The organism is Methylobacterium sp. NPDC080182 (genome assembly GCF_050281105.1).
Taxonomy (GTDB): Bacteria; Pseudomonadota; Alphaproteobacteria; order Rhizobiales; family Beijerinckiaceae; genus Methylobacterium.
The window spans coordinates 20,009-44,325 of record NZ_JBNNWO010000013.1; the positions used below are offsets into that span (position 1 = coordinate 20,009).

Annotated in this window: 18 protein-coding genes; 7 read left to right on the top strand and 11 right to left on the bottom strand. The window is 71.4% G+C overall.

The genetic code is table 11. The features are described 5' to 3' along the window. Positions 1-21: 21 nt before the first annotated feature. Positions 22-609 carry a TRAP transporter small permease gene (locus ACQKQD_RS21940; protein ID WP_020093150.1) on the top strand — a complete coding sequence of 196 codons (588 nt, stop codon included), beginning with the start codon at positions 22-24 and terminating at the stop codon, positions 607-609. Further along, the gene (locus ACQKQD_RS21945) at positions 606-1,889 is read left to right on the top strand and encodes a TRAP transporter large permease (protein ID WP_427509548.1); all 1,284 of its coding nucleotides are present in this window, start codon (positions 606-608) and stop codon (positions 1,887-1,889) included. Before ACQKQD_RS21940 ends, ACQKQD_RS21945 begins: the two co-directional genes overlap by 4 nt. A gap of 134 nt (positions 1,890-2,023) precedes the next feature. Here the strand turns inward: ACQKQD_RS21945 and glpT are convergent, their stop codons facing one another. From glpT to ACQKQD_RS21960, 3 genes are all read right to left on the bottom strand, one after another. Continuing rightward, positions 2,024-3,364, bottom strand: coding sequence for a glycerol-3-phosphate transporter (glpT, locus tag ACQKQD_RS21950; RefSeq protein ID WP_020093148.1), 1,341 nt, complete (start codon positions 3,362-3,364; stop codon positions 2,024-2,026). Positions 3,365-3,620: 256 nt separating this feature from the next. After that, a complete protein-coding gene (gene glpD, locus ACQKQD_RS21955) occupies positions 3,621-5,126 on the bottom strand; it encodes a glycerol-3-phosphate dehydrogenase (protein WP_427509549.1) in 1,506 nt (501 codons plus the stop codon). A gap of 97 nt (positions 5,127-5,223) precedes the next feature. Continuing rightward, positions 5,224-5,985, bottom strand: a complete 762-nt coding sequence (locus ACQKQD_RS21960; protein WP_427509550.1) for a DeoR/GlpR family DNA-binding transcription regulator — start codon at positions 5,983-5,985, stop codon at positions 5,224-5,226. A gap of 218 nt (positions 5,986-6,203) precedes the next feature. Here ACQKQD_RS21960 and ACQKQD_RS21965 point away from each other — a divergent pair, with 218 nt between their 5' ends. The 3 genes from ACQKQD_RS21965 to fixJ all read left to right on the top strand — a co-directional run bounded on the left by ACQKQD_RS21965 (position 6,204) and on the right by fixJ (position 11,817). Then, positions 6,204-9,542, top strand: a complete 3,339-nt coding sequence (locus ACQKQD_RS21965; protein ID WP_427509551.1) for a PAS domain S-box protein — start codon at positions 6,204-6,206, stop codon at positions 9,540-9,542. Between the two features lie 114 nt (positions 9,543-9,656). Next, positions 9,657-11,210 carry a PAS domain S-box protein gene (locus tag ACQKQD_RS21970; protein WP_427509552.1) on the top strand — a complete coding sequence of 518 codons (1,554 nt, stop codon included), beginning with the start codon at positions 9,657-9,659 and terminating at the stop codon, positions 11,208-11,210. After that, on the top strand, positions 11,200-11,817 hold the full coding sequence (fixJ, locus tag ACQKQD_RS21975) for a response regulator FixJ (RefSeq protein WP_091978125.1): 618 nt from the start codon (positions 11,200-11,202) through the stop codon (positions 11,815-11,817). Before ACQKQD_RS21970 ends, fixJ begins: the two co-directional genes overlap by 11 nt. 95 nt (positions 11,818-11,912) lie before the next feature. Here fixJ and efeB read toward each other — a convergent pair whose 3' ends face one another. From efeB to ACQKQD_RS21990, 3 genes are all read right to left on the bottom strand, one after another. Continuing rightward, positions 11,913-13,154 carry an iron uptake transporter deferrochelatase/peroxidase subunit gene (efeB, locus tag ACQKQD_RS21980; protein ID WP_427509553.1) on the bottom strand — a complete coding sequence of 414 codons (1,242 nt, stop codon included), beginning with the start codon at positions 13,152-13,154 and terminating at the stop codon, positions 11,913-11,915. 78 nt (positions 13,155-13,232) lie between these two features. Beyond that, positions 13,233-14,120, bottom strand: a complete 888-nt coding sequence (gene efeO / locus ACQKQD_RS21985) for an iron uptake system protein EfeO (protein WP_020093141.1) — start codon at positions 14,118-14,120, stop codon at positions 13,233-13,235. Between the two features lie 241 nt (positions 14,121-14,361). Further along, complete coding sequence (locus tag ACQKQD_RS21990) at positions 14,362-14,547, bottom strand: hypothetical protein (protein WP_056533322.1); 186 nt, start codon at positions 14,545-14,547, stop codon at positions 14,362-14,364. Positions 14,548-14,756: 209 nt separating this feature from the next. Here ACQKQD_RS21990 and ACQKQD_RS21995 point away from each other — a divergent pair, with 209 nt between their 5' ends. Next, entirely contained in the window at positions 14,757-17,102 is a 2,346-nt protein-coding gene (locus ACQKQD_RS21995; RefSeq protein ID WP_427509554.1) for an ATP-binding protein, read from the top strand. Further along, positions 17,099-18,484, top strand: coding sequence for a sn-glycerol-3-phosphate ABC transporter substrate-binding protein UgpB (gene ugpB / locus ACQKQD_RS22000; protein WP_091978127.1), 1,386 nt, complete (start codon positions 17,099-17,101; stop codon positions 18,482-18,484). Before ACQKQD_RS21995 ends, ugpB begins: the two co-directional genes overlap by 4 nt. Before the next feature lie 130 nt (positions 18,485-18,614). On the opposite strand, the gene ACQKQD_RS22005 is transcribed toward ugpB, so the two are convergent. The 5 genes from ACQKQD_RS22005 to ACQKQD_RS22025 form a co-directional block, all read right to left on the bottom strand. Further along, the gene (locus tag ACQKQD_RS22005; protein WP_091680615.1) at positions 18,615-20,252 is read right to left on the bottom strand and encodes an ABC transporter substrate-binding protein; all 1,638 of its coding nucleotides are present in this window, start codon (positions 20,250-20,252) and stop codon (positions 18,615-18,617) included. Beyond that, positions 20,249-22,576 carry an ATP-binding protein gene (locus ACQKQD_RS22010; protein WP_427509555.1) on the bottom strand — a complete coding sequence of 776 codons (2,328 nt, stop codon included), beginning with the start codon at positions 22,574-22,576 and terminating at the stop codon, positions 20,249-20,251. Before ACQKQD_RS22010 ends, ACQKQD_RS22005 begins: the two co-directional genes overlap by 4 nt. 244 nt (positions 22,577-22,820) lie before the next feature. Then, positions 22,821-23,036 carry a hypothetical protein gene (locus ACQKQD_RS22015; RefSeq protein WP_056533316.1) on the bottom strand — a complete coding sequence of 72 codons (216 nt, stop codon included), beginning with the start codon at positions 23,034-23,036 and terminating at the stop codon, positions 22,821-22,823. 15 nt (positions 23,037-23,051) lie between these two features. After that, positions 23,052-23,321 (bottom strand): hypothetical protein, encoded by a 270-nt coding sequence (locus tag ACQKQD_RS22020; RefSeq protein ID WP_091680610.1) that lies wholly within the window; start codon positions 23,319-23,321, stop codon positions 23,052-23,054. Between the two features lie 141 nt (positions 23,322-23,462). Next, positions 23,463-24,224 (bottom strand): response regulator, encoded by a 762-nt coding sequence (locus ACQKQD_RS22025; protein ID WP_427509556.1) that lies wholly within the window; start codon positions 24,222-24,224, stop codon positions 23,463-23,465. Positions 24,225-24,317: the final 93 nt, after the last annotated feature.

Genomic DNA, 24,317 nt, shown 5'->3' on the forward strand with positions numbered 1-24,317 from the left:
GCCGCCGCGCCCGGACCGACCATGTTGCTGAAACTGCTCGATCGGCTCGAAGAGGTGCTGATCGGAACCCTGATGGCGGCCGCGACCGTCATCACCTTCGCCACGGTGGTGCACCGGTTCCTCTCCGGCATCCCGGCGCTGCAGGACTACACCGACCGGATCGACTTCGGCTGGTCGCAGGAACTGTGCATCTACATGTTCATCTGGGTGGCGAAGTTCGGCGCGGCCTACGGCGTGCGCACCGGCATCCACGTCGGCGTCGACGTGCTGGTCAACCGCCTGCCGCCGGGCGCGCGCCGGGTGATGGTCCTGGTCAGCCTCGCGGCGGGCGCGCTGTTCACCGGAATCGTCGGCACGCTCGGCACGAACTTCGTCTGGCGCATCGGCCACACCGACCAGACGACGCCCGACATGGAGATCCCGGTCTGGATCGTTTACCTCGCGATCCCGCTCGGCTCCTACCTGATGTGCTTCCGCTTCCTGCAGGTCGCGTGGAGCTACTGGAAGACCGGGCACCTGCCCGCCCGCGATCACGCCCATGTCGACGGCGTCCCGACCGTCGAGGGCGTCGACCCGATCCAGCTCGGCCGCGAGGGAGGCCCCGCATGAGCGGCCTGATCATCTTCGGGCTTCTCATCGCCCTGATGCTCACCGGCATGCCGATCTCGATCGCGCTCGGCCTGACGGTGCTGACCTTCCTGTTCACCCTGACGCAGGTGCCGATCGAGAGCGTCGCGCTCAAGCTGTTCACCGGGATCGAGAATTTCTCGATCATGGCGATGCCGTTCTTCATCCTCGCCGGCAACTTCCTGGCCCATGGCGGCGTGGCGCGGCGGATGATCGCCTTCACGACCTCCCTCGTCGGGCACTGGCCGGGCGGCCTCGGGCTCGCGGGCGTGGTCGCCTGCGCGCTGTTCGCCGCCGTGTCGGGATCGAGCGTGGCGACGGTCGTGGCGATCGGCTCGATCATCCTGCCCGCCATGGTCGCGGAGGGGTATCCGCGCCGCTTCGGCGCCGGGGTGATCACCACCTCGGGAGCGCTCGGCATCCTCGTGCCGCCCTCGATCATCCTCGTGCTCTACGGGGTGTCGACGAATTCCTCGATCGGCAACCTGTTCCTCGCCGGTGTGATGCCCGGCATCGTCCTGTCGGCCATGCTGGCGAGCGTCACTTTCGTCATCGCCAAGCGCCGCGGCTATCCGCGGATGCCGAAGGCGTCCTGGGCCGAGCGCCTGCGCGCCTTCCGCGAGAGCGCCTGGGGCCTGTTCCTCGTGGTGATGGTGATCGGCGGCATCTACGCCGGCATCTTCACCCCGACCGAGGCGGCCGCGACGGCGGCCGTCTACGCCTTCGTCATCGCGGTGTTCGTCTACCGGGACCTGAAGCTGTCGGACGTGCCCCGCGTGCTCCTCGCGTCCGCCAACATGAGCGCGATGCTGCTCTACATCATCACCAACGCGGTGCTGTTCTCGTTCCTGATGACGTCGGAGAACATCCCGCAGACGATGGCGGCGTGGCTGATCGCCATGAACTTCAGCCCGCTGGTCTTCCTGCTCGTCGTCAACATCATCCTGCTGATCGCCGGCAACGTGATGGAGCCGTCCTCGATCCTGCTGATCATGGCGCCGATCCTGTTCCCGATCGCGGTCAAGCTCGGGATCGACCCGATCCATTTCGGGATCATCATGGCGGTCAACATGGAGGTCGGCCTGTGCCACCCGCCGGTCGGGCTCAACCTCTACGTGGCGAGCGGGATCGCCCATATGGGCATCTCCGAGCTGACCGTCGCGGTGCTGCCCTGGCTGCTGACGATGCTGGCCTTCCTGGTCCTGGTGACCTACTGGCCCGCCCTGTCCCTGTGGCTCCCGCGGGCGCTCGGGGCGATGTGACGGCCTGACGACCGCCGGAAGGATCCGATCGTCACGCTCGGCGCCGGGACGGCCGCTCCGGGCGCCCGTCCCGATCGCACCGGCACGGACCGGCAGGAAGCCTGAGCATCCCTGCCGCCCCCGGGAACCGCCGCTCAGGCAGGCTGCGCGACCGCGGTGCTGCTGTGCCGCAGGGTCAGCGACAGGCAGACGATCGCGAGGACGCAGGCCGCCAGCAGGAGAATGAAGCAGCCGTTCCAGCCGTAATGGTCGGTCGTGTAGCCGACCAGCGCGCTCGCCGCGACGGAGCCGCCGAGATACCCGAACAGGCCCGTGAAGCCCGCCGCCGTCCCGGCCGCCTTCTTCGGCACGAGCTCGAGGGCCTGAAGGCCGATCAGCATCACCGGCCCGTAGATCAGGAAGCCGATGCAGATCAGGGCCGCGAGGTCGACGCCCGGATTGCCCTCGGGATTGAGCCAGTAGACCAGCGTCGCCGCCATGACGCCGAACATGAACACCACGCCCGTCGCGCCCCGGTTGCCGCGGAACAGCTTGTCGGACAGCCAGCCGCAGAGCAGCGTGCCGGGGATGCCGGCCCACTCGTAGAGGAAGTAGGCCCAGGAGGTCTTGTCGACCGAGAAGTGCTTGGCCTCCTTCAGGTAGGTCGGCGCCCAGTCCAGCACGCCGTAGCGGAGCAGGTAGACGAAGACGTTGGCGAAGGCGATGTACCAGAGCATCCGGTTCTTCAGCACGTGCTCGACGAAGATCTCGCGCGTGGAGAACTCGCGCTCGTGGTTCGCGTCGTAGCCGTCCGGATAATCGTCCTTCCAGGCCTCCACGGAGGGCAGCCCGCAGGATTGCGGCGTGTCGCGCATGGTGATGAAGGCGAAGACCGCGACGCCGAGCGCCACGGCGGCGGGCACGTAGAACGCCGCGTGCCAGTCGTTGAACCAGGCCAAGCCGAGCAGGAAGAGCGGGCCGATTAGGCCACCGCCGACATTGTGCGCCACGTTCCAGACCGAGACGACGCCGCCGCGCTCCTTCTGGGACCACCAGTGCACCATCGTGCGGCCGCTCGGCGGCCAACCCATGCCCTGGAACCAGCCATTGAGGAACAGCAGCACGAACATGATGCCGACGCTGGAGGTCGCCCAGGGCACGAAGCCGAACAGGAACATCACCAGTGCCGAGAGCACGAGGCCGATCGGCAGGAAGTAGCGCGGGTTGGAGCGGTCCGAGACCATGCCCATCAGGAACTTGGACAGGCCGTACGCGATCGCGACGGCGGAGAGCGCGGTGCCGAGCTCACCGCGGCTGTAGCCCTGCTCGACGAGGTAGGGCATCGCCAGCGAGAAGTTCTTGCGCAGCAGGTAATAGCCCGCATAGCCGAGAAAGATGCCCGCGAAGATCTGCCAGCGCAGCTTGCGGTAGGTCGGATCGACGCGATCCGTCTGAATGGGTGGCCTGTGGGCCGCGGGAGCGAGAAAGCCGATCATGGCGCGCCTTGGTGCTTGAGACCGCGGATGAACCCGGGCTCATCCCGGGCGCATCTCGGATTGGACGGGGTGCTGAGGTGCAGCGCTCAGCGTCGCGCCGTATCGGCGCGCCGACGCGCGATCCGCGCGTCCGGTCTCGACCTGTGGCGATGTTGGACGGCATGGTCCGGTCGCGGCATCGTTTCCTCCTGTGATGCGGCGCCTCTCCGGCTCGGCCGGGTCGCCGTCTCTCGGTCTCGCTGCGTCCTTGCCGGTCTCAGACGGCGGCGGCCATCGCGCCGTCGGTGCGGCCGGTCATGGCCGCGATCCGCGCTCGGAGCGCCGCGACCTCGTCGGGCGAGAAGGCGAGACCGAGCTTCGACCGGCGCCAGAGAACGTCCTCGGCGGTGCGGGCCCATTCCCGGTCCATCATCCAGCGCAGCTCGCCCTCGTGAAGGCCGTGCCCCAGATCGGGCCCGAGGTTCGAGGCGATGCGCAGCGCGTCCGTCCCGTAGGCGGCCACCATGCGGGCGACCGTGGCGGCGCCGAGCCGGGGCGCGGTGCGGGCGAGGCGCGCCTCGAGCTCGGCCACCCCGTCCACCGGGAAGTCGCCGCCCGGCAGCGCGGCGGCTCCGGTCCACGAGCGGCCGCGCGCCCCGAGGCGCTGGCCGATCTCCTTCAGGGCATCCTCGGCCAGCTTGCGGTAGGTGGTGATCTTGCCGCCGAAGATGTTCAGCACCGCCGCCTCGCCGGCCGCGCCGTCCGTCTTCAGCACGTAATCGCGCGTCGCCTCCTGCGCCGCGGAGGCGTGATCGTCGTAGAGGGGGCGCACCCCCGAGAAGGTCCAGACGATGTCGTCCCTGCGAAGCGGCGTCGCGAAGTACTCGCTGGCGGCGCTCAGGAGATACTCGATTTCCTCCTCGGTGATCGCCGCGTGGGCGGGATCGCCGGAGAAGTCACGGTCCGTCGTGCCGACGAGCGTCGTGTCGTTCGCGTAGGGGATCGCGAAGATGATGCGTCCGTCCGCGTTCTGGAAGATGAAGGCCCGGTCGTGGTCGTAGAGCTTGCGCGTCACGATGTGCGAGCCCTGCACGAGGCGCACGTGCTTGGCCTCGCTCCGGCCGAGCGGGCCCTGGATCACCCGGTCGACCCAGGGGCCGGCCGCGTTGACGAGGAAGCGCGCGGCGATCTCCTCCTCGCGGCCGGTCCTAAGCTCGCGCCGGACGATGCGCCAGAGATCGCCCTCGCGCCGGACCGAGACGACGCGGGTCCCCACCGCGATCTCGGCGCCCCGCGCCTCGGCGTCGCGCGCGTTGAGCACCACCAGGCGCGTGTCGTCGACGCGCGCGTCAGAGTACTCGAAGCCGCGCCGGAAATCGGATTTGAGCGGGGCGCCGATGGGGCCGGAGAGGTCCACGGGGCGCGTGCCGGGCAGGCGCTTGCGGCCGCCGAGATGGTCGTAGAGGAACAGGCCGATCCGCAGCAGCCAGGCCGGACGCAGGCCCGCGTGGAGCGGCAGGACGAAGCGCAGCGGGCGCACGATGTGGGGCGCGATCCCCCAGAGCACCTCGCGCTCGGCCAGCGCCTCCCGCACGAGGCGGAACTCGTAGTGCTCCAGGTAGCGCAGGCCGCCGTGGATCAACTTGGTCGACCATGACGAGGTGCCGCTGCCGAGATCGTTCTGCTCGGTCAGCGACACCGAGTATCCCCGGCCGGCCGCGTCCCGCGCGATGCCGCAGCCGTTGATCCCCCCGCCGATGACGGCAACGTCGAACGTCCGCATGATCCTCCCCCTCTCGTGCCGCGGCGTCGGACGCGCGGCTGCGAAAGCAGAAGAATTGAATACGAAACCAAAGGAAAGTCAATCGAAACCGATACGCTCAGCGACCGGTTTCGACGAGCCGCACTCCGGACGCGCGGCACAGGTCGCGCAGCGTGTCGCTGGGGCAGCGATCGGTCACGAAGGTGCCGACCTGGCTGAGCTGGGCGAGCCGGACCGGCGCGCTGCGCTCGAACTTGGTGGAATCGGCGACCAGCACGACGTGGCGGGCGTTGGCGATGATCGCCTGCGCGACCCGGACCTCGCGATAGTCGAAGTCGAGGAGGGCCCCGTCCTCGTCGATCGCCGAGGCGCCGATCACCGCGAAATCGACCTTGAACTGGCGGATGAAATCCACCGCCGCCTCCCCGACGATCCCCCCGTCCGAGCGGCGGATCAGGCCACCCGCCACGATGCACTCGATCTCCGGGCTGGGCCGCAGGGCGAGCGCGACGTTGAGGTTGTTGGTGATCACCATGAGGCCGGAATGGCTCAGGAGCGCCCGGGCGACGGCCTCGGTGGTGGTGCCGATATTGATGAACAGCGAGGAGCGGTCCGGGATCAGGTCGGCGGCCGCACGCGCGATCGCCGCCTTCTCGGGCGCCGCGATCGCGTTGCGTGCCTCGTAGTCGAGGTTCTCGGCGCCCGCGCCGAGCACCGCCCCGCCGTGGATGCGCGAGAGGAGGCGCGCGTCGCACAGGTCGTTCAGGTCCTTCCGGATGGTCTGCACGCTGACCGCGAACCGGCCGGACAGGGCATCGACCGAGACGCGCCCCTCGATCCGGGCGACGTCCATGATCGCATTCTGACGCTCCGAGAGCATGCCTTCAGACCTCCGCGCGGCGAAAACGAAACCGGTTTCGGTGCGAACGCGCGAACGATGTCGAAAAGCGAAGGCGCGCTCTGAACCGGCCTTCACGCCTAGCGGATTCACCTCCGGGAAGAAACTTCGGGACCCCGCGGCCCGGCCCGGCGGATGTTGACGATGCGCGCCCGCGCGTCGACAAGCGCCGCGATGGAACGGTTTCGGTATTCGCATCGATGACGCGCGCGGCCGTCCCGCAGAACTGGTCTCCGGTCGGAGGCGGGGATCTCGGCGACCTGATCCGCGGTCATGACTGGGCGGCGACGCCGCTCGGGGCCATCGCCTCCTGGCCCGCGCCCGTCCGGACCATCGTCCAGACCCTGCTGCTCTCGCCGGTCCCGACGGTGGCGATCTGGGGAAGCGACGGGATCCTGGTCTACAACCGGGGCTACGCGGAGGTCTGCGGCCCGCGCCATCCGGAGGCCCTCGGCGGGCGTCTCCTGGAACTCTGGCCGGAAGCCCGCGCCTTCAACGCGCACGTGATCGCCAGCGGCTTGGCCGGTCGCCCGCTCAGCTTCCGCGCCCAGGAACTGGAGCTCTGGCGACACGGGCGTCCGGAGACGGTCTGGATGGACCTCGACTACACGCCCATCCTGGACGACGACGGGACGCCGATCGGCACGCTCGCCACGGTGCGCGACATCACCGAGCGCGTCCTCAGCGAGCGTCGGATCGCCGAGAACGAGAGCCGCCTCGGCTTCCTCGACCAGCTGGGCCAGGCAACCGCGAACGCCCGCGACGCCGGCACGATCCTGGAGATCACCACGCGCTGCGTCGGCGCACACCTGAACCTGTCGAATTGCGCCTACGCCGACATGGATCCGGACGGCGACGGCTTCACCATCCGCGGCAACTGGCACGTGCCGACGGCGCCCTCGATCCTCGGGCATTACAGCCTCGCCGATTTCGGCGCCCTGGCCGTCCAGGAACTCAATGCCGGCCGGCCGCTCATCATCAACGACAACGCCGCCGAGCTCGCCCCGCACGAGGCCGAGGCCTTCCGGGCGATCGGGATCGCGGCCACCATTTGCATGCCGCTGGTGAAGGACGGACGGCTCGCCGCCCTGATGGCCGTCCACCACGCGCGGCCTCACCGCTGGTCGCGCGCCGAGCTCGCGCTCATCCGCGAAGCGACCGAGCGCTGCTGGGCGCATATCGAGCGTGTCGGCGCGGAGGCGAGCCTGCGGCTCAGCGAGGCGCGGCTCCGCGCCCTGGTCCACGCGACCTCCGACGTGGTCTACCGCATGAGCCCGGACTGGCAGGAAATGCGCCAGCTCGACGGCCGCGGCTTCCTGTCCGACATGGCGGAGCCGAGCGTGCGCTGGCTCGACCGCTACGTCGATCCGGCCGACAGGCCTGAGGTCATGGCCGCCGTCAACGACGCGGTCAGCCGCAAGGGCCTGTTCGAACTCGAGCACCGGGTCCGGCGCGCCGACGGCGGCGTCGGCTGGACGCTGTCGCGCGCGGTGCCGCTGATCGATCGGCACGGGACCGTCACCGAGTGGTTCGGGATGGCCAGCGACGTCACGTTCCGCCACGAGGCCGACGCGCGGCTCAGGGAGAGCGAGGCCCGCTTCCGCGCCATGGCGGACGACGCGCCGGTGATGACCTGGATCACCGACGAGACCGGGGCGTGCATCTACCTCAACCGGCGCTGGTACGAGTTCACCGGGCAGGCGGAGGCCGAGGCGCTCGGCCTCGGCTGGCTGGACGCGATCCATCCCGACGACCGCGCCCACTCCGAGCAGGTGTTCCTGGCGGCGAACGCCGACCGAGCGTCGTTCCGCCTCGAATACCGCCTCCGGGACGGGGACGGCCGGTACCGCTGGGCGCTCGACGCCGCGTCGCCGCGGTTCGCCTCCGACGGCGCGTTCCTCGGCTATTTCGGCTCGGTCATCGACATCGACGAGCGCCGCGAGGCCGAGGCGCGGCTGCGCACGCTGACCGACGTCGTGCCGGCCTTCGTCTGGTTCGCCTCGCCGGACGGCCGGCTGCATTACCTGAACGACCGCTGGTGCGCGTATACCGGCCTCGACACGCAGGCGTCGCTGCCCGATGGCTGGATCGAGGCGGTGCATCCGGACGATCGCGCGCGGACGGCGGCGGTCTGGGAGGACGCGCGCGAGCGGGGCGTCACCTACGAGATCGAGGTGCGCTATCGGCGGCACGACGGCGCGTATCGCTGGTACATGGCCCGGGCCGAACCGCTGCGCGATCCCGGGGGGACCATCACCGCTTGGTTCGGGACATCGACCGACATTCACGACCGCAAGCTGGCGGAAGACGGCCTGCGCGAGCTGAACGAGACCCTGGAGAGCCGTGTCGCCGAGCGCACAGGAGAGCTGCTCAAGACCGAGGAGGCGCTGCGCCAGTCGCAGAAGATGGAGGCCGTGGGCCAGCTCACCGGCGGCGTGGCGCACGACTTCAACAACCTGCTGACCATCATCCGCTCGTCCGTCGACTTCCTGCGCCGGCCCGAGCTGCCCGAGGCGCGCAAGGCCCGCTACCTCGACGCGGTGTCCGACACGGTCGATCGCGCCGCCAAGCTGACCGGCCAGCTTCTCGCCTTCGCCCGCCGCCAGACCCTGGACCCGCAGGTCTTCGACCTCGGCGACCGGTTGCGGGCCGTGGCCGAGCTGCTCGATACGGTGACGGGCGCGCGGATCCGGGTCGTCACCGCGATCCCGGAAGTCTCCTGTGCCGTGCGCGCCGACCTGAGCCAGTTCGAGACGGCGCTGGTGAACATCGCCGTCAACGCGCGCGACGCGATGGACGGCGAGGGCACCCTCACGCTGCGATTGACCTGCACCTGCCCTCTGCCGGCGATCCGCGGGCACGCGGCGAGTGCGCGGCCGTTCGCGGCGATCGCACTCACCGATACCGGCTCCGGCATCGCCCCGAACGTGCTGGACCGGATCTTCGAGCCGTTCTTCACCACCAAGGAGGTCGGCAAGGGGACGGGCCTGGGCCTGAGCCAGGTATTCGGCTTCGCGAAGCAGTCCGGCGGCGATGTCGCGGTCGAGAGCGTGCTCGGCGCGGGGACGACCTTCACGCTCTACCTGCCCGAAGTCGCGGCCGAGTCCGCGCCGTACGCCGCCGTCGCCCCCGCGGAGCCGGCCTCCCCCATCGGTTCCGGCCAGCGCGTTCTGGTGGTGGAGGACAACGTCGAGGTCGGCACCTTCGCCACGCAGATTCTGGAAGATCTCGGTTACGAGACCACCTGGGCGGCGAATGCCGAGGAAGCCTTGGACCGGCTCGGACCCGAGGGAACGGAGTTCGACGTCGTGTTCTCGGACGTGGTGATGCCGGGGATGGGCGGGCTGGCCCTCGCGCAGGAACTCAGGCGCCGGATGCCGCGGCTTCCGGTGCTTCTGGCCTCAGGCTACAGCCACGTCCTCGCGCAGGACGGCGCGCACGGATTCTCGGTCCTGCACAAACCCTACTCGGCCGAGCAGCTCGGACGCCTGCTCCGGCAAGTCACCGCGCGGAAGCAGGGCGCGACGGCGACGCCGTGAGCTGCTGCGGCGCGCACGCGCGCGCCCCGGCTGTTTGCTGATGCAACCGGCGGTGTAAGACGGGCGCCGACGACCCGGACGGATGACGGTGCCGTCCCCCCGCGCGCGACTGACATGACGACGCCTGAACACCCATACGCGCCCGCCACCGGCGACGGCGGCCCCTTCGACGCCGACGGCCTGCGGCTGACGCTCGACGAGGCCGGCATCTGCGGCTGGGCCCTCGACATCCCGACCGGGCGCGTCACGATCCTCCCGTCCTGCATCCGCCTGTTCGGCGTGCCGCCGGACCGTCTCACCACCCTGGACGAGATCCAAGCGCGCGTTCACCCGGACGACCGCGCCGCCCGGGCGGCGGCGATCGGGCGCGCGCTGACGGACGGCGGAAGCTACGAGATCGACTTCCGCGCCGTGCATCCCGATGGACGCGTTCACTGGTTGCGCTCGCGCGGGCGCGTGCAGGTCGATGCCGGCGGCCGGCCGTGCCGGCACCGGGGCGTGGTCTTCAGCATCAACGCGCAGAAGCAGGCCGACGAGGAGTTGCGGGCGCGCGAGGCGCACCTGCGCTCGATCCTCGACACGGTGCCCGATGCGATGATCGTCATCGACGAGCAGGCGCAGATCAAGTCGTTCAGCGCGGCCGCCGTGCGCCAGTTCGGCTACGGCTCGGACGAGATGGTCGGGCGGAACGTCAGCGTGCTGATGCCGGAGCCGTACCGCAGCCAGCACGACGCCTACATGGCCCGCTACCTCCGGACGGGCGAGCGCCGGATCATCGGCATCGGCCGCGTCGTGGTCGGCCAGCGCAAGGACGGCTCCACCTTCCCCATGGAGCTGTCGGTCGGGGAGATGCGCTCGGGCGGCGAGCGCTACTTCACCGGCTTCATCCGGGACCTCACCGAGCGGAACGAGACCGAGACGCGCCTGCAGGAGCTGCAGTCCGAGCTGGTGCACATGTCGCGCTTCACCGCCCTCGGCGAGATGGCCTCGACCCTGGCCCACGAGATCAACCAGCCCCTGACGGCGATCGCGAGCTACCTGAAGGGCTGCCGCCGCCTCCTCGGGCGCATGGAGGGTCCCGAGGTGCCCCTGCTCGCCGACGCGGTGAACCAGGCGGCCGACCAAGCCCTGAGAGCCGGGCAGGTGATCCGGCACCTGCGGGATTTCGTGTCGCGCGGCGAGAGCGAGCGCCACATCGAGGGATTGCCGAAGCTGATCGAGGAAGCGAGCGCCCTGGCCCTCGTCGGCGCCAAGGAGAAGGGCGTGCGCGTCCGCTTCGATCTCGACCCGGACGCGCCTCTCGTGATGGCGGTCAGGATCCAAGTGCAGCAGGTCCTGCTCAACCTCATCCGCAACGCGATCGAGGCCATGCAGGACGTCGCCCGGCGCGACCTGACCGTCGCCACGCGGGCGTTGCCCGCCGAGGGCCTGGTCGAGGTGCGCGTGTCGGATACCGGGACCGGCATCGCGCCCGAGATCGCCGAGCAGCTCTTCCAGCCCTTCGTGACGACGAAGGCGAACGGCATGGGCGTCGGCCTGTCCATCTGCCGGACCATCGTCGAGGCCCACGGCGGCAAGATCCAGGCAGGCCCCGGTCCGGACGGCGGGACGACCTTCCGCTTCACCCTGCGCACCTTCGACCGCGAGGAGATGGCTCATGTCGAGTGACGCGCCCGTGCACATCGTGGACGACGATCTCGCGGTGCGTCAGGCGCTGGCCTTCCTGCTGGCGACCGACGGGCTGACCGTCCGCGTCCACGATTCCGCGACCGCCTTCCTGGCGGCAGAGCCCGAGCGCGTCGGCTGCGTCGTCACCGACGTGCGCATGCCCGGCATCGACGGCGTCGAGCTCCTGCACCGCCTCCGTCAGCGGGGCAGCCTGCCGCCGGTCATCGTCATGACGGGCCACGCGGACGTCGCCCTCGCGGTCGCGGCCATGAAGGCCGGCGCGGTCGACTTCATCGAGAAGCCGTTCGACGACGAGGTGCTCCTCGCCAGCATCCGCTCGGCCCTGGCGCGCTCGGACCGGACGGCCAAGCGCGCGTCCGAGCGCGACGCGGTGCGGGCGCGCCTGGCCGAACTGACCGAGCGCGAGCGGCAGGTGCTGGAGGGACTGATCGCCGGCAAGGCCAACAAGGTCATCGGCCTCGATCTCGGCATCAGCCCGCGGACGGTGGAGATCTACCGGGCGAACGTCATGTCCAAGCTCCAGGCCGGCAGCCTCTCCGAACTCGTCCGCATGGCCCTGATCGCGGGGCAGACGGACGGCGACTGAGCGCGGGAGCGGTCCCGCAGCCGGCCGGTCCCTCGGGCGCCCCGGGCGCAGCATCCGGGGGCGGTGGTCCGAGCCGGGATCCGCGTCGACGCCTTCTAGGTCGTGGCCAGCATGCCTTCCCCGAGGAAGGAGCCGGGCCCCGGCACGCCGGGCAGAGCGAAGAAATAGCCGCCGCCGATCGGGCGGATGTACTCTTCGAGCCCCTCGCCGGACAGACGGTTCTGCACGGTGATGAATCCGGCGGCGAGGTCTGCCTGGTAGCAGACGAACAGCAGGCCCATGTCGAGCTGGCCGGCGGCGGTCAGCCCGCGGGAATAGTTGTAGCTGCGGCGCAGGATCAGGCTGCCCTCGGTGCCCGGCAGGCGCGGATTGGCGAGACGGATATGGGCCGCGAGCGAGATCGCCTCGCCGTCCGGGTCGGCGGCGTAGTCGGGGACGTCGCGCTCGTGTCCCTGCCGGAGCGGCGCGCCGCTGCCCTTGTGCCGCCCGATGATGGCCTCCTGCTCGCCGAGCGGCGTGCGGTCCCAGCGCTCGACGAGGGTGCGGATGATCCGCACGACCTGGTAGCTTCCGCCCGTCGTCCAGGCCGGCTCGTCCTGCCCCGCTCCGACCCAGACGTAACGGTCCATCATCCGGAGGTCCCGCACGTCGAGGTTGGCGGTGCCGTCCTTGAAGCCGAGCATGTTGCGCACGGTGTCGGCCCCCATGGTCTTCACCACGTGGGGCGGGAGGAAGCCCTCCATCTTCCAGCGCGGCGTGAGGAGGCCGGGCGTCGCCTTGATGACGTCGCGCAGGGCGTGGATGTTGGTCTCGGCGGTGTTCGAGCAGAATTGGATCAGCAGGTCGCCGTGGCACTGCGCCGGGTCGAGCGCGTCGTTGGGGAAGCGCTCCATCGGCCCGAGATGGCGCGGGCGAGCGCGACCCAGGCCGAACCGGTAATCGAACAGGCTCGCGCCGACCGAGACGGTGGCGGTGAGATTGTCCGGGAGGATGGTCGGCCCGAGGATGCCGGAATTGCGCGGCGGGAGCTGCGGGTGAAGATCGGGCACGGCACCGCCGCGCGTCAGGAAGGCGAGGCGCTCGGTGAGCGTCCGGAACAGGTGGGGCAGCTCGCCGCGCCGCTCGGCCAGCACGTCGAAGGCGACGTACAGGGCGGCGGCCGGCTGCGGTGTGACGATCCCGGCTTGGTGGGGGCCGTAGAAGGGCTGAGAGACGAGCGTCCCCTCGGTGGCGGTGGTCGGCGTCGCGTCCTCGGCTCGGGCGGGCCCGAGGAGCGCGGCCGCGCCGAGGCCGCCGAGAAACCGGCGGCGGGTGGGAACCGGTGAAAGGAAGCGCATCGTCGCTCGGCAAAATCTGGTCGCGCTGCCGCCTTTAGCCACGAAGAGAGGCCACAGCGCGGCACCTCGGCAATGATATCAGTCTAGACCGAGCCGGCCACGCAGCGTCGACAGATCTTCAGCCAGAAGGGTGATGGGCCCCTTCAGGGCGTTGCGGTCCCGGGCGGTGAGGTTGTCGTAGCTCTGGAAGCCGCCGTCCGGACTGCGGTAGCGCGCGAGCAGGTCCTCGACTCGCTTGTAGCTGCGCTCGACCCGGGCCACGAAGTCCCGGTCCGTCAGCAGCGGCCGCAGGAGCGTGAACACCACCTTCGAGCCCTCGATATTGGCCTGGAAGTCCCACAGGTCGGTGCGGCTGTAGCGCTCCTCCTCGCCGCTGATCTTGGTGGCGGCGATCCCCTCGATCAGGGCCGAGGCCGCCCCGACCGCCCGGGCGGGCGGGATGGCGAGCGCCGCGAGTCGGTCGCGCAGGGTCACGGTCTCGGCGGTGAGCCGCTCCGCGACCTCGCCGAGCCCCTCCGTGGTGCCGAGGGTGAACAGCGCCATCTCCAGCCGATGGAAGCCGACGAAGGCGGGATCGCGCTCGCGCAGCTCGAACTCGTCGCTGCGCACGTCGAGACGCTTGATCAGCTCGGGAAACAGGGCCGCCACCGGCTCGATACGCTCGTAGGGCGCGCGCGCCGGGGCGTAGAGCCGGCGCGCCTCCGCGAGCTGCCCGGCCTGGATCGCCGCGACGAAGCGCGCGGTCTCGCGCACGAAGGCGTCGGCCTGGGCCACGACGTAGGTCCTGTAGGCCGCGAGGGCCGCGGCCAGCTCCGGCGGCACCGGCCGGGACGGCCGGGCGGGACGCGGGCTGTCCGGCATGTCGAGGGACCAGCCCGGGCGGGGATCGCCGACGCCGATCAGCGTCGCCAGAGCGAGGGCCGCGATGCGGGATCGGTCCCGGGCGAGGCTTGGAGACGCGGGCATGGGCGGCGGCGCATCGTGACACGGGGCGCGGCCCGAGCTGGCCGCATCGACCGGCTAATCGAGGCCTCACCGGCGGGCAACTGCCGACCGCGGCGGCGGTTCGCGGCGGGCCCTGGTCGACCGGCCTTCCGGCGGCCTCGCGGAGCATGATCGCGGCGCGCTCAGACGAGGAGCGGGATCACGATCGCGAGCAGGACATTCCCGCCGACGAGCAGGATCAGAGGAAGCGTCTCCATACCGGTCAGCCCAGGCAGGATCGGGCGCGGATCCCGGCCATCGCGGGCTTCGCCGGGCAGGCGGGCGCGTCCGCGGCGTAGCTCCGGGTGCCGGCCGGCTGCCCGGTGACGGCCTGCGAGAGCGCCGGCAGGTAGGTCGTGCCGACCATGATGCCGGCCGAGAGCAGGAGGCGGGCGATGACGTCGAGCATGGTGTTTCCCCTCATTCGGCCTTCGAGGACCGTTGTGCGGGGCGGTATCTACGCAAGCGGTGCTGCGGGAATATTGCGTCCCGTGTTGCTTCAGCGCTCTCGGGAAGTCATCGCGCCGATGGCACAATAACGGACTGTGTCGTCGAGGAATCAGCGACGGATCGGGGAGCGGGACGGGTGACGGGGCGCGGGACACGGTGCGCGGCGCGATGATCCGCGGGTTGGGGAGGTCCGGGATCGCGCGCCGCGTCCTCGTGGTCGGCGCGATCCCGATTCTCGTCGCGGCCGCCATCGCGCTGGGCGCCTGGATCCTGCTCTACGAGGCCGAGCGGGCCCGGACCGGCGCCGTGGTGGCGACGGAGACCGCACAGACGCTGACGTCGATGAACCGGGCGCGGGCGGATGCCGTCAGCGGCGGCACCGCGCGGCGGGACGAGGCCGAGCGACGCTTCGACGAGCGGGCCGCCACGGCGGCCGGGCAGCTCGAACGCCTGGAGGGTCTCGCGCGCACGCGCGGCCAGTCGGCTCTCGTGGCAACCGTCACGGGCGATCTGAACTCGCAGGTGACGCGCATGCGCTCGCTCCTGCTCTCCGAGCGGACCGCGAACGCGACGATCGCCGATATGGCCCGGCGGGCGGACGCCCTGGTGGCCCTGACCGACGTCGCGCGCCGGCGCCAGCAGCAGGACAACGCTCAGCTGATGGCCGTCCTGGCCGTCAAGGATGCCGAGCTGGAGCGGAACCAGGGCGTCGTCACGGCTCTCCGGGAGCTCCGGGAGGCGATCAGCACCGCGGAGCTGAACCGGGCGCGCATCGGTCGCCCGGTCTTCCCGATCGAGTTCGATGAGCTCGCCGCCGACCTGCGGCAGCTCGATGCGGTGGGCGACCGGCTGCGCCGCGTCCTGCGGGTCGACGGCGAGGCGGGGGCGGCGGACCGGGCGACAGAGCTCCTGAAGGCGTACCGCGACCGGAGCCGGACCGAGGACGGCCTCAACAGGGTGCTCTCCGAGGGCTTCGAGCTGACCCGCGCGACCCAGGCCGGCCGCGTCCTGGTCGAGTGGTGCGACCAGCTCGTCCAAGTGAACGTCACCCGGCAGAACCGGCTGTACGAGGAGGTCGCGCTCCTGATCCGTCACTCGGTCCTCTCGAACGAGGCCGAGCTCTCCGCCCAGGACATCGCCCTCACGGCCCTGCGCCTGGCCCGGCGGACGGATGCGGCCCTGGCGCGCCGGGATACTGCGGAAGCGTCGCGGGTGCTGGAGGCGGGCGCGGAGCTGTCGGGCACGTCCCGGACGCTGCTCATCCCGGTGAGCATCCGGGACGAGATGGCGGAGGCGATCGACGGGTGGCGCACGCAGCTCGCCGCGACGATCGAGAAGATCGGCGAGCAGAACGAGACCATCGCCGACATGGACAGCCGCGCCGCCACGATGAGCGCCAACGCGCAGACCTTGAGCCGGGCCTTCATCGACGATGCCGACCAGTTCGGCAGCGTGATCCGGCAGTTGCTGGTCGTGGGGGCGGTCGGCGCCCTGTGCCTGGGGATCGGCGCCGCCGCCGCGGTGGCGCGCTCGATCACCCGGCCGCTGCACGCGCTCCAGCACAGCATCGTCACCGCCGCCGCCGCGCCCGCCCCCGAGGATATCGGCCGCGACAGCCACCTGCTCACCCGACGCGACGAACTCGGCGACATCGCCAGGGCGACCAACGCGTTCCTGGAGCAGATCCGCCGCCGCGAGGCGGACCGGCGCAACGCCTCCCAGCGCGCCGACGACGCGCTCACGACCCTGCGGCAGGCCCAGGAGGACCTGATCCGCGCCGAGCGGCTCGCCTCGCTCGGGCAGCTCGTGGCGGGCGTCTCGCACGAGATCAGCACCCCGCTCGGCATCGCCCTGACCACGGCGACACAGGTCCAGTCCGACTCGGCCGCGTTCGCGCGCATGGTCGGGGACAACCAGCTCTCCCGGTCGCGGCTGACCCAGTATGCCGGGCGGATGCGGGAGGGCGCGCAGCTGCTGACCAGCAACCTGATGCGCGCGGCCGATCTCCTCTACAGCTTCAAGCAGGTGGCGGCCGATCAGGCCATCGAGGACCGCCGCCCGCTGAACCTCGCGAAGTGGATCGACGAGCTCCTGAAGAGCCTGCGCGCCCTGGCGCGGCCCGGCCGCCACGTGTTCGAGGTCGACTGCCCGCCCGATCTCGTCGTCGACACCCTGCCGGGGATCCTGGCGCAGGTCGTCTCGAACGCCGTCAAGAACGCGATCGAGCACGGCTTCCAGGATCGGGAGGGCGGCCGCATCACCATCACGGGGATCCGGTCCGGGGACGGCATCGGCCTCTCCATCGCCGATGACGGGCGCGGCATCGACGGGGCCGACCTCGGCCGCGTGTTCGACCCGTTCTTCACGACGGCCCGCGCCCGCGGCGGCACGGGCCTGGGCCTGCACATCGTCCACAACCTCGTGGTTAACCGCCTCCAGGGGCGGGTCGAACTGCAGAGCAGCGCGGGTGCCGGCACGGTGCTGCGGCTGTGGCTACCGGAGCGGCTGGCATGAGCGGCGCGACGCAACCCATCCGGCGCGGCGTCGGCCGCTCGAGGCTGCCGAGCACCGGCCTGCTCATGCCGCTGCTCGTCGGGCTACTCGTCGGGCTGCCCGCCGCGCTGCGCCCGCTGCCCGCCGCGGCCCTCACCGAGATCCAGTTCTGGCACGCCCTGGACGGGCCGAACGGCGAGCTGGTGACCCGCCTCGCCGAGACGTTCAACGCCTCGCAGCCGGACTACCGGGTCGTGCCGGTCTACAAGGGCTCCTACGCCGAGACGATCAGCAGCGGCATCACGGCCTACCGCACCGGCGCGGCGCCGCACCTGCTGCAGGTCTTCGAGGTCGGCAACGGCACCATGGCGGCCGCCGTCGGCGCCGTCAGGTCCGTCGCCACCGTGATGCGGGAGGCCGGGCTCTCGGTGACGCCCGAGGACTTCCTGCCGGTCGTCGCCACCAATTATCGGGATGCCGAGGGCGGGATGCTGTCGCTCCCCTTCAACGTCTCCTCGACGGTGATGTGGATCAACCGCGACCGGTTCCGTCTGGCGGGACTCGACGCCAAGCAGCCCCCGGCGACCTGGCCCGAGGTCTTCGAGGCCGCGCGGCGGCTCAAGGCGGCGGACGGCAAGCGGTGCGCCCTGTCCTCCGCCTGGCCGACCTGGGTGCATCTCGAGCAGCTGTCCGTCTGGCACGACCGGCCGCTCGCGACCCGCTCCAACGGCCTGGACGGCTACGATGCCGAACTCGTCTTCAACGGCCCGCTCCAGGTCCGCCACCTGCAGAACCTCGTCGACCTGAAGCGCGCGGGCGTGTTCGAGTACAACGACCGCGTCAATCGCGGCGAGAGCCGGTTCGTCTCGGGCGACTGCGCGATCTTCCTCACCTCGTCCAGCCTGTACGGCAAGGTCGCCACCGCCGCCCGGTTCGACTGGACGGTCGTGCCCATGCCCTTCTATCCCGACGTCGTGCCGGAGCCGCAGAACGCGATCCTGGGCGGCGGCTCGCTCTACGTGATGCAGGGCAAGACGCCGGACGAGTACCGCGGCGTCGCCCGGTTCCTGGCCTTCCTGATGGACGGGCGGCAGCAGGCCGCGATGTACCGGAACACCGGCTACATCCCCACCACGCGCGCCGCCTACGACGACGCGGTGGCGGAGGGCTTCTTCGAGCGGCACCCGCAGCTCCACGTCGCCGTGCAGGAACTCACCCGGCGGCCGCCGACACGCAACACCGCCGGTCTGCGCCTGGGCAACATGCTGCAGATCCGGGACATCTGGGCCGAGGAGCTGGAGGCGGCGCTCGACGGCGCGAAGGCGCCGCAGCAGGCCCTCGACGACGCCGTGGCGCGGGGCAATCAGGTGCTGCGGGTCTTCCAGCAGCGGACCAAGAAGTGAGCGTGGCCGGTCGGTCGGCCCACCCCGTCATCGCGAGCGCCGCGAAGCGACCCAGGGATGCGCGCCGTTAGTGGACGTGGCGCTGCTGGATTGCTTCGCTCCGCTCGCGAGGACGGCGCTGTCGTTGCCGTCAGCGCGGGTCGCGGAACCGTACCGTCTCGAACAGGTGGCGGCCGAGGGGATCCATCGTCAGGCCGAGCACGTCGTCGCGGAGCGCCAGATGCACCTTGGTGTGGGCCAGGGGCACCCAGGGCATCGCGCGCCGGGCGATGGCCTGAGCCTGCCGGTACAGAGCCTGGCGCGCCTCCCGGTCGCCGGTTCGGCGGGCGGCCTCGACCAGCCGGTCGTAGGCCGGGTCGCACCAGCGGGCGAGGTTGGCGCCGCCGGTCTGGGCGGCCTTGCAGCCGAGCAGGACGTTCAGGAAGTTGTCCGGGTCGCCGTTGTCGCTCGTCCAGCCGTAGAGCATCAGCGTGGGCTCTCCGCCGTACAGGGCGGCGCGGTACGCGTTCCAGGGACGCGTGACCGGGCGCGCACGGATGCCCACCTGCGCGAGGTCGGCCTGGATCATGTCGGCGACGCGCCGGCCGTTCGGGTTGTAGGGTCGGCTGACTGGCGGATACCACAGGTCCACGTCGAAGCCGTCGGCGAGCCCGGCCTCGGCCAGCAGGCGCAGCGCCTCGCCGCGGTCGAAGGGGGTGTCCGGCAGGTCCGCGTCGTGGGCCCAGATCCCGGGCGGCAGCGGCCCCTGCGCCAGGATCCCGGCGTCACCGTAGACGCCCGCCACGATCGCCCGCCGGTCGATGGCGAGGTTGACCGCGCGCCGCACCCGGACGTCGCCGAAGGGCGCACGGGTCGTGTTGAGGGCGAGATAGGCGACGTTCAGCTCGGCCAGCGCGAGCAGCGTCAGGCCCGGCTCCGCCCGGATCGCGTCGAGGTCGCCGGTCGCCGGGAACGCCATGGCGTGGCACTCTCCGGCCCGCAGCTTGTTCAGCCGGACCGCCGCGTTCGGCGTGATCGCGAAGACGAGACCGTCGGGGCGCTCGCCCGGCTCGTTCCCGTCCGCGGCGCGGCGCCAGTAATCCGGGAAGGCGCGGTAGCGGAGGACCTGATCCGGCCGGTACCCCTCGAAGACGAACGGGCCCGTCCCGATGGGCGCCCGGGCGAGGTCGTCCGACGCGTTGCCGGCCGCGAGGGCGGCCGCGTACTCGGCGGACAGGATGGCGCCGAAGGCCTGCGCGATGTTGGCGAGGAAGGTGGTGTCGGCCTCGCGCAGCCGGAAGCGGACGTGGCGCGGATCCGGGGCGTCGACGGTCTCGATCAGGTCGGCGAGGCCGAGATCGTGGAAGTAGGTGAAGCCCTGCGCGGCGCCGTCGGGCCCGGAGCGCCGCTGCCGGGTGAACGAGAACACCACGTCGTCGGCGTTCAGGGCGCGCGTGGGGGTGAAGCGCGCGTTGGCGTGGAAGCGGACGCCGTCCCGCAGAGCGAAGACGTAGGTCCGGCCGTCTTCCGAGACCGTCCAGGATTCGGCGAGGGCCGGGCGGATCGTCGTGGTGCCGGGCACGAACTCCACGAGCGTATTGTAGACCTGCCACGCGGCGTTCATCGTGGTGGTGGTCGTGGCGCGGGCGGGATCGAAGGTTTCCGGGCTGCCTTCCGAGCAGAACACGAAGGTGCGCGCCGACGCCGGGCCGTGACCCAGGATCAGCGCCGAGATGAAGGCGACCGCCAGGGCGCGCTGGCCGGCGCGGTATGCCGCGGCCGGCCTCACGGCGTCCGGATCGCGCCGGTCCGCGGCCGCGCGGCCGCTCCGGCACCCTGGGCGGGAAAGTCGACCTGCACGACGGTCCCCTGGCCGGGCTCGCTGCTGACCGCGATGCGGCCGCCGAGCTTGGCGGTCACGAGATTGTGGACGATGTGCATGCCGAGCCCCGTGCTGCCGGCGCTGCGGGCCGTCGTGAAGAACGGGTCGAAGATCCGGTCGAGGTGCTCCGGCGGGATGCCCTGACCGGTGTCGCGGACCTCCATCCGCACGAGGCCGCCCTCCCGTTCCGACACGTGCACGGTGATCCGGCCCGGCTCGCCCGCCCGGAACCCGTGCACGACCGCGTTCGCGATGAGGTTGGTCACGATCTGCGCGAGCACGCCGGGATTGGTGTCGATGACGAGGTCCGCGGGGCAGGCGCGCTCCACCGTGTGGCCGCCCTTGCGCAGCATCGGCCTGAGGCTCGCCAGCAGATCGTCGAGCCAGGTCGCCAGCACGACGCTGCGGCACTCGTCGCTGACGCGGTCCACCGCGACCTGCTTGAAGCCCTGGACGAGGTCGGCGGCCCGGGTGAGATTCGTGCAGAGCAGGGTGGCGCCCTCCTCGACCCGGTCGACGAAGTGGTTCAGCCGGGACCGCGACAGCGTGCCGGCAGACAGGCCGGTGCGGAAGGCCCGCGCCTCGTCGCTCATGAGCGTCCCGGTGGTGAGCGCGATGCCCAGCGGCGTGTTGATCTCGTGGGCGACCCCGGCCACGAGCTGCCCGAGGGAGGCGAGCTTCTCGGCCCGGACGAGGTTGTCCTGGGTCCGGCGCAGCTCGACCAGGGCGACGTCCGCCTGATCCTTGGCCCGGCGCAGCGCGCCTTCCCGGCGGGTGATCTCGGAGACGAACACCGCGGTGGCGCGGGCGATGTCGCCGAGCTCGTCCCGGCGTGCCGTGCCCCGCACGGCCGCCCCCGCCGGGTTACCGGTCAGCATGACCATGTCGCCCTGGAGAGCGCGCAGCGGCACCAGGATCGAGCGGGCGACGAGGATCACGACCAGCGCGCCGAACAGCAGGAGCCCGGCGGCGCCGGCGAGCAGGATCCGCTGGATGACGATGCCGGACCGGTCGGCGTCCTCCACGAAGGCGTCGTTGAGCGCCTTGGCGCTGTCGATCATCGTCGCGGCGAGCCCGTCCATCGCGACGATCATGGCGTTCTGCTGCCGCAGGCCCCCGATGGTGGTGGTGAGGCGCCCGCGCCACCCGTCGAGGGCCTGGACCATCTCGGCCTGGATCAGCGGCGAGATCGGCAGCGAGGCGGCGCTCCGGGCGAGGCGCTCGCCCTCGTCGCGCATCCGCTCGGCGAGGGCCGCGTCCCGGTGCAGGAGGGCGCCCGCGGTGCGCGGCCCCAGCTTGAGGGTGCCGATCGCGACGTTCTGGGTGGCGCGCTCGATCTCGTTGGCCTCCACGGAATAGGCCAGCAGCTGCGCCACCTCGTCGTGCAGGCTCTCCTGGCCGGACGTCTCGATCTTCAAGGTGCGCTCGATCCAGGCGTCGAGCCTCGCGCGGAGGTCCGGCTTCCACCCCGCCGTCTCGGCGGTGAGCGCGTCGAGGGCCTCCGCGTCGGCGTCCCGGCCGTCGGCCCGCAGCGCCGCCGCGAGTTCGCGGCTGGCGGCGCGGAAGAGGCCCTGCGCGCGCGGGCCGTCGCCCTCCGAGACCGCCGCTCCGGCGGGGCCGGCCGCGGGGGCCTCGCTCCGGGCCGCGGCCTGGGCGGCGAGCACGGCGCTCTCCGCACTCCGGGCTCTCAGGGCGTTGAGGCGGGCCACGAGGCCCCGGGCGACCCGCAGCGCCTCGACCTTCTCGGCCGTCGAGCGCGCGAGGTCGGCGTTCGAGGCCTGCTGCCGCAGGCGCGCCCGGTCGGTGAGGTCGATCAGGGTGTTGGCCCGCTGCGTCATCTCGCGGATCAGGCCGTCATTCTCCCGGGTCTGGCGGACGAAGGCGTCCATCTCGCCCCGGTAGCGGGCCAGCGCCCGCTCCACCGAGGCGGTCCGCGCGCGCTGCTCGTCGATGCGGGCGAAGCCGGCGAGCCGGCCGAGGCCGGCCTCGGCCCGTGCCGTCAGGCTGGCGAAGCGCTCGGCGTAGGCGGGCCGGTCCTGCGCATCCGCGGCGGCGTACTGGTCGCGGACCAGGCGGGCGGTGGCGATGTCGTGGTAAACGTCGGCGGCCAGGACCGCGCCGCGCCGGGCGCGCTCCTCCTGCGCCAGGAGGAGCCAGCCGGCCATGGCGATCGCGCCGGCGGCGAGGATCGGCACGCCACCGACCAGGGCGATCTTGGGTCCAACCCGCATCCGCGTCCCGACATAGGGGTCCGGCAGCAACTTAAGGCCGTGCCGGAGAGCGGTGCAATCGGGCGGCGCTCCGGCGACCGGATCACCCGGTGTCCGCGCGCAGACTTCGGTCGATGCCGCCCGCCCCGTCATCGCGCGCGCAGCGGAGCGACCCAGGGCTGCGCGCGCCCGGCCGATGTGGCGCCGCCGGATCGCTTCGCTGCGCGCGCAGAGACGGCGTCGAAGCCATCCGCCACGGGCGGTCTCAGCGATGTCGGGATCGGGGCGGCCGCGGGTCCGGGCCGGCCAGCACGGCATCCTGCGCGTCACGCGCGCGATCGCGCGGCGCCGGCACGCCGAACCGCTCGGCGCAGGTCGGCAGGCGCCGCGGAGCGCGTTCTCCGGCGCGCAGCATGCGGCGCAGCGCACCGAGCAGATCGGGATCTTCGTCGGCACCGGGGTCGTCGCTGAAGTGCGGCATGGCGGTTCGCGCCCCTCACCGACGGCCGGGCGCGGCGTCGACCGCGATGAGCCGGACGCGACGGCCCGCCGGGTCGCCGACCAGGCCGGCACCCGCGCAGGCGCCGGGCGGGTACGGCCAGGCCGCCCCGCCACAGGCGGCGCCGTCACGGGCCGCCGCGGAGGCTTTTGCGCCCCCGCTGGCTTGCATCGGCACCGTGCTGGCCGCTTGGGTCCAGCCGACGAGCGCCAGGACGCAGAGCGTGCCGAAAGCCGCGGCCGACGAGGTACCGATCACGTGTCGCATGGCCCGTCCTCCGGGCACCTCCGGCCCTCGGTCCTGCCACGCTGATAGGGACGCTCCGTACCGCGGATATTGCTTCCAGCCAGATCTGGAGCGTGAATTGTTGCGTCACCCCATCACGACGCAACATTGATCCGGGTCGCATCAGTCTCCCTCGGGGCGGAATATGTATCCGAGGCCCCGCACGGTGCGGATGTAGCGCGGATTGCCGGGGTCCGGCTCGACCTTCTTGCGGATGCGGTTGATCCGTACGTCGATGGCGCGGTCGAACGCGTCCGGGTCGCGGGCATCGGCGAGGTCGAGCAGGCGCTCGCGCGAGAGCGCCCGCCGCGGATTGTCGGCGAACGCCTTCAGCAGGTCGAATTCCGAGCGGGTGAGCGCCTGCTCCAAACCGGCATCGTCGCTGAGGCGCAGGGCGTCGAGCTCCAGCCATTTCGTGCCGAACCGGATGCGGCGCCCGCTCACGGGAACTGGGGCCGGCGCGGCGGTCGGCGTCTGCACGCGGCGCAGGACCGAGCGCACGCGGGCGACCAGCTCGCGCAACTCGCAGGGCTTGGGCAAGTAATCGTCGGCCCCGAGCTCCAGCCCGACCACGCGGTCGATCGCGCTCGCCGTGGCGGTGAGCATGATGATCGGGATCGCGGTCCGGGCCTTGAGGTCGCGCACGATGGAGAGCCCGTCCTCCTCGGGCATGTTCAGGTCGAGCACGATCAGGTCCGGGCTGTGGCCGGCGAGGTGCTCCCGCAAGGAGCGCCCGCCGTCGCACAGGACCACCGAGAACCCGTGGAGCTTCAGGTAATCCCCGACCATCTCGCGGGTCGCCGCCTCGTCGTCCACCACGGCGATCGACGGGATCGCCGCACCGCCGCGGGCGGCGCCGGGGGCGGGGCTGTCTGGTATGATCATCGCAGCGGTGCGCACTTTCCGGGTTCGCTCTTGAACGAATGCAGGAATCGTATCGGCTCACGGTAGCGTGACAAGTTTTCAACACGATTTCTA

Excerpts from the sequence above, each read along its gene's own strand:
- ACQKQD_RS21970 (WP_427509552.1), top strand. The coding sequence starts at position 9,657 with ATGACGACGCCTGAACACCCATACGCGCCCGCCACCGGCGACGGCGGC.
- ACQKQD_RS21960 (WP_427509550.1), bottom strand. The coding sequence starts at position 5,985 with ATGCTCTCGGAGCGTCAGAATGCGATCATGGACGTCGCCCGGATCGAG.
- ACQKQD_RS21940 (WP_020093150.1), top strand. The coding sequence starts at position 22 with ATGTTGCTGAAACTGCTCGATCGGCTCGAAGAGGTGCTGATCGGAACC.
- glpD (WP_427509549.1), bottom strand. The coding sequence starts at position 5,126 with ATGCGGACGTTCGACGTTGCCGTCATCGGCGGGGGGATCAACGGCTGC.
- ACQKQD_RS22020 (WP_091680610.1), bottom strand. The coding sequence starts at position 23,321 with ATGCGACACGTGATCGGTACCTCGTCGGCCGCGGCTTTCGGCACGCTC.
- ACQKQD_RS21965 (WP_427509551.1), top strand. The coding sequence starts at position 6,204 with ATGACGCGCGCGGCCGTCCCGCAGAACTGGTCTCCGGTCGGAGGCGGG.
- ACQKQD_RS22015 (WP_056533316.1), bottom strand. The coding sequence starts at position 23,036 with ATGCCGCACTTCAGCGACGACCCCGGTGCCGACGAAGATCCCGATCTG.
- glpT (WP_020093148.1), bottom strand. The coding sequence starts at position 3,364 with ATGATCGGCTTTCTCGCTCCCGCGGCCCACAGGCCACCCATTCAGACG.
- ACQKQD_RS21990 (WP_056533322.1), bottom strand. The coding sequence starts at position 14,547 with ATGCTCGACGTCATCGCCCGCCTCCTGCTCTCGGCCGGCATCATGGTC.
- fixJ (WP_091978125.1), top strand. The coding sequence starts at position 11,200 with ATGTCGAGTGACGCGCCCGTGCACATCGTGGACGACGATCTCGCGGTG.
- ACQKQD_RS21945 (WP_427509548.1), top strand. The coding sequence starts at position 606 with ATGAGCGGCCTGATCATCTTCGGGCTTCTCATCGCCCTGATGCTCACC.
- ACQKQD_RS22010 (WP_427509555.1), bottom strand. The coding sequence starts at position 22,576 with ATGCGGGTTGGACCCAAGATCGCCCTGGTCGGTGGCGTGCCGATCCTC.
- ugpB (WP_091978127.1), top strand. The coding sequence starts at position 17,099 with ATGAGCGGCGCGACGCAACCCATCCGGCGCGGCGTCGGCCGCTCGAGG.
- efeO (WP_020093141.1), bottom strand. The coding sequence starts at position 14,120 with ATGCCCGCGTCTCCAAGCCTCGCCCGGGACCGATCCCGCATCGCGGCC.
- ACQKQD_RS21995 (WP_427509554.1), top strand. The coding sequence starts at position 14,757 with ATGATCCGCGGGTTGGGGAGGTCCGGGATCGCGCGCCGCGTCCTCGTG.
- ACQKQD_RS22025 (WP_427509556.1), bottom strand. The coding sequence starts at position 24,224 with ATGATCATACCAGACAGCCCCGCCCCCGGCGCCGCCCGCGGCGGTGCG.
- efeB (WP_427509553.1), bottom strand. The coding sequence starts at position 13,154 with ATGCGCTTCCTTTCACCGGTTCCCACCCGCCGCCGGTTTCTCGGCGGC.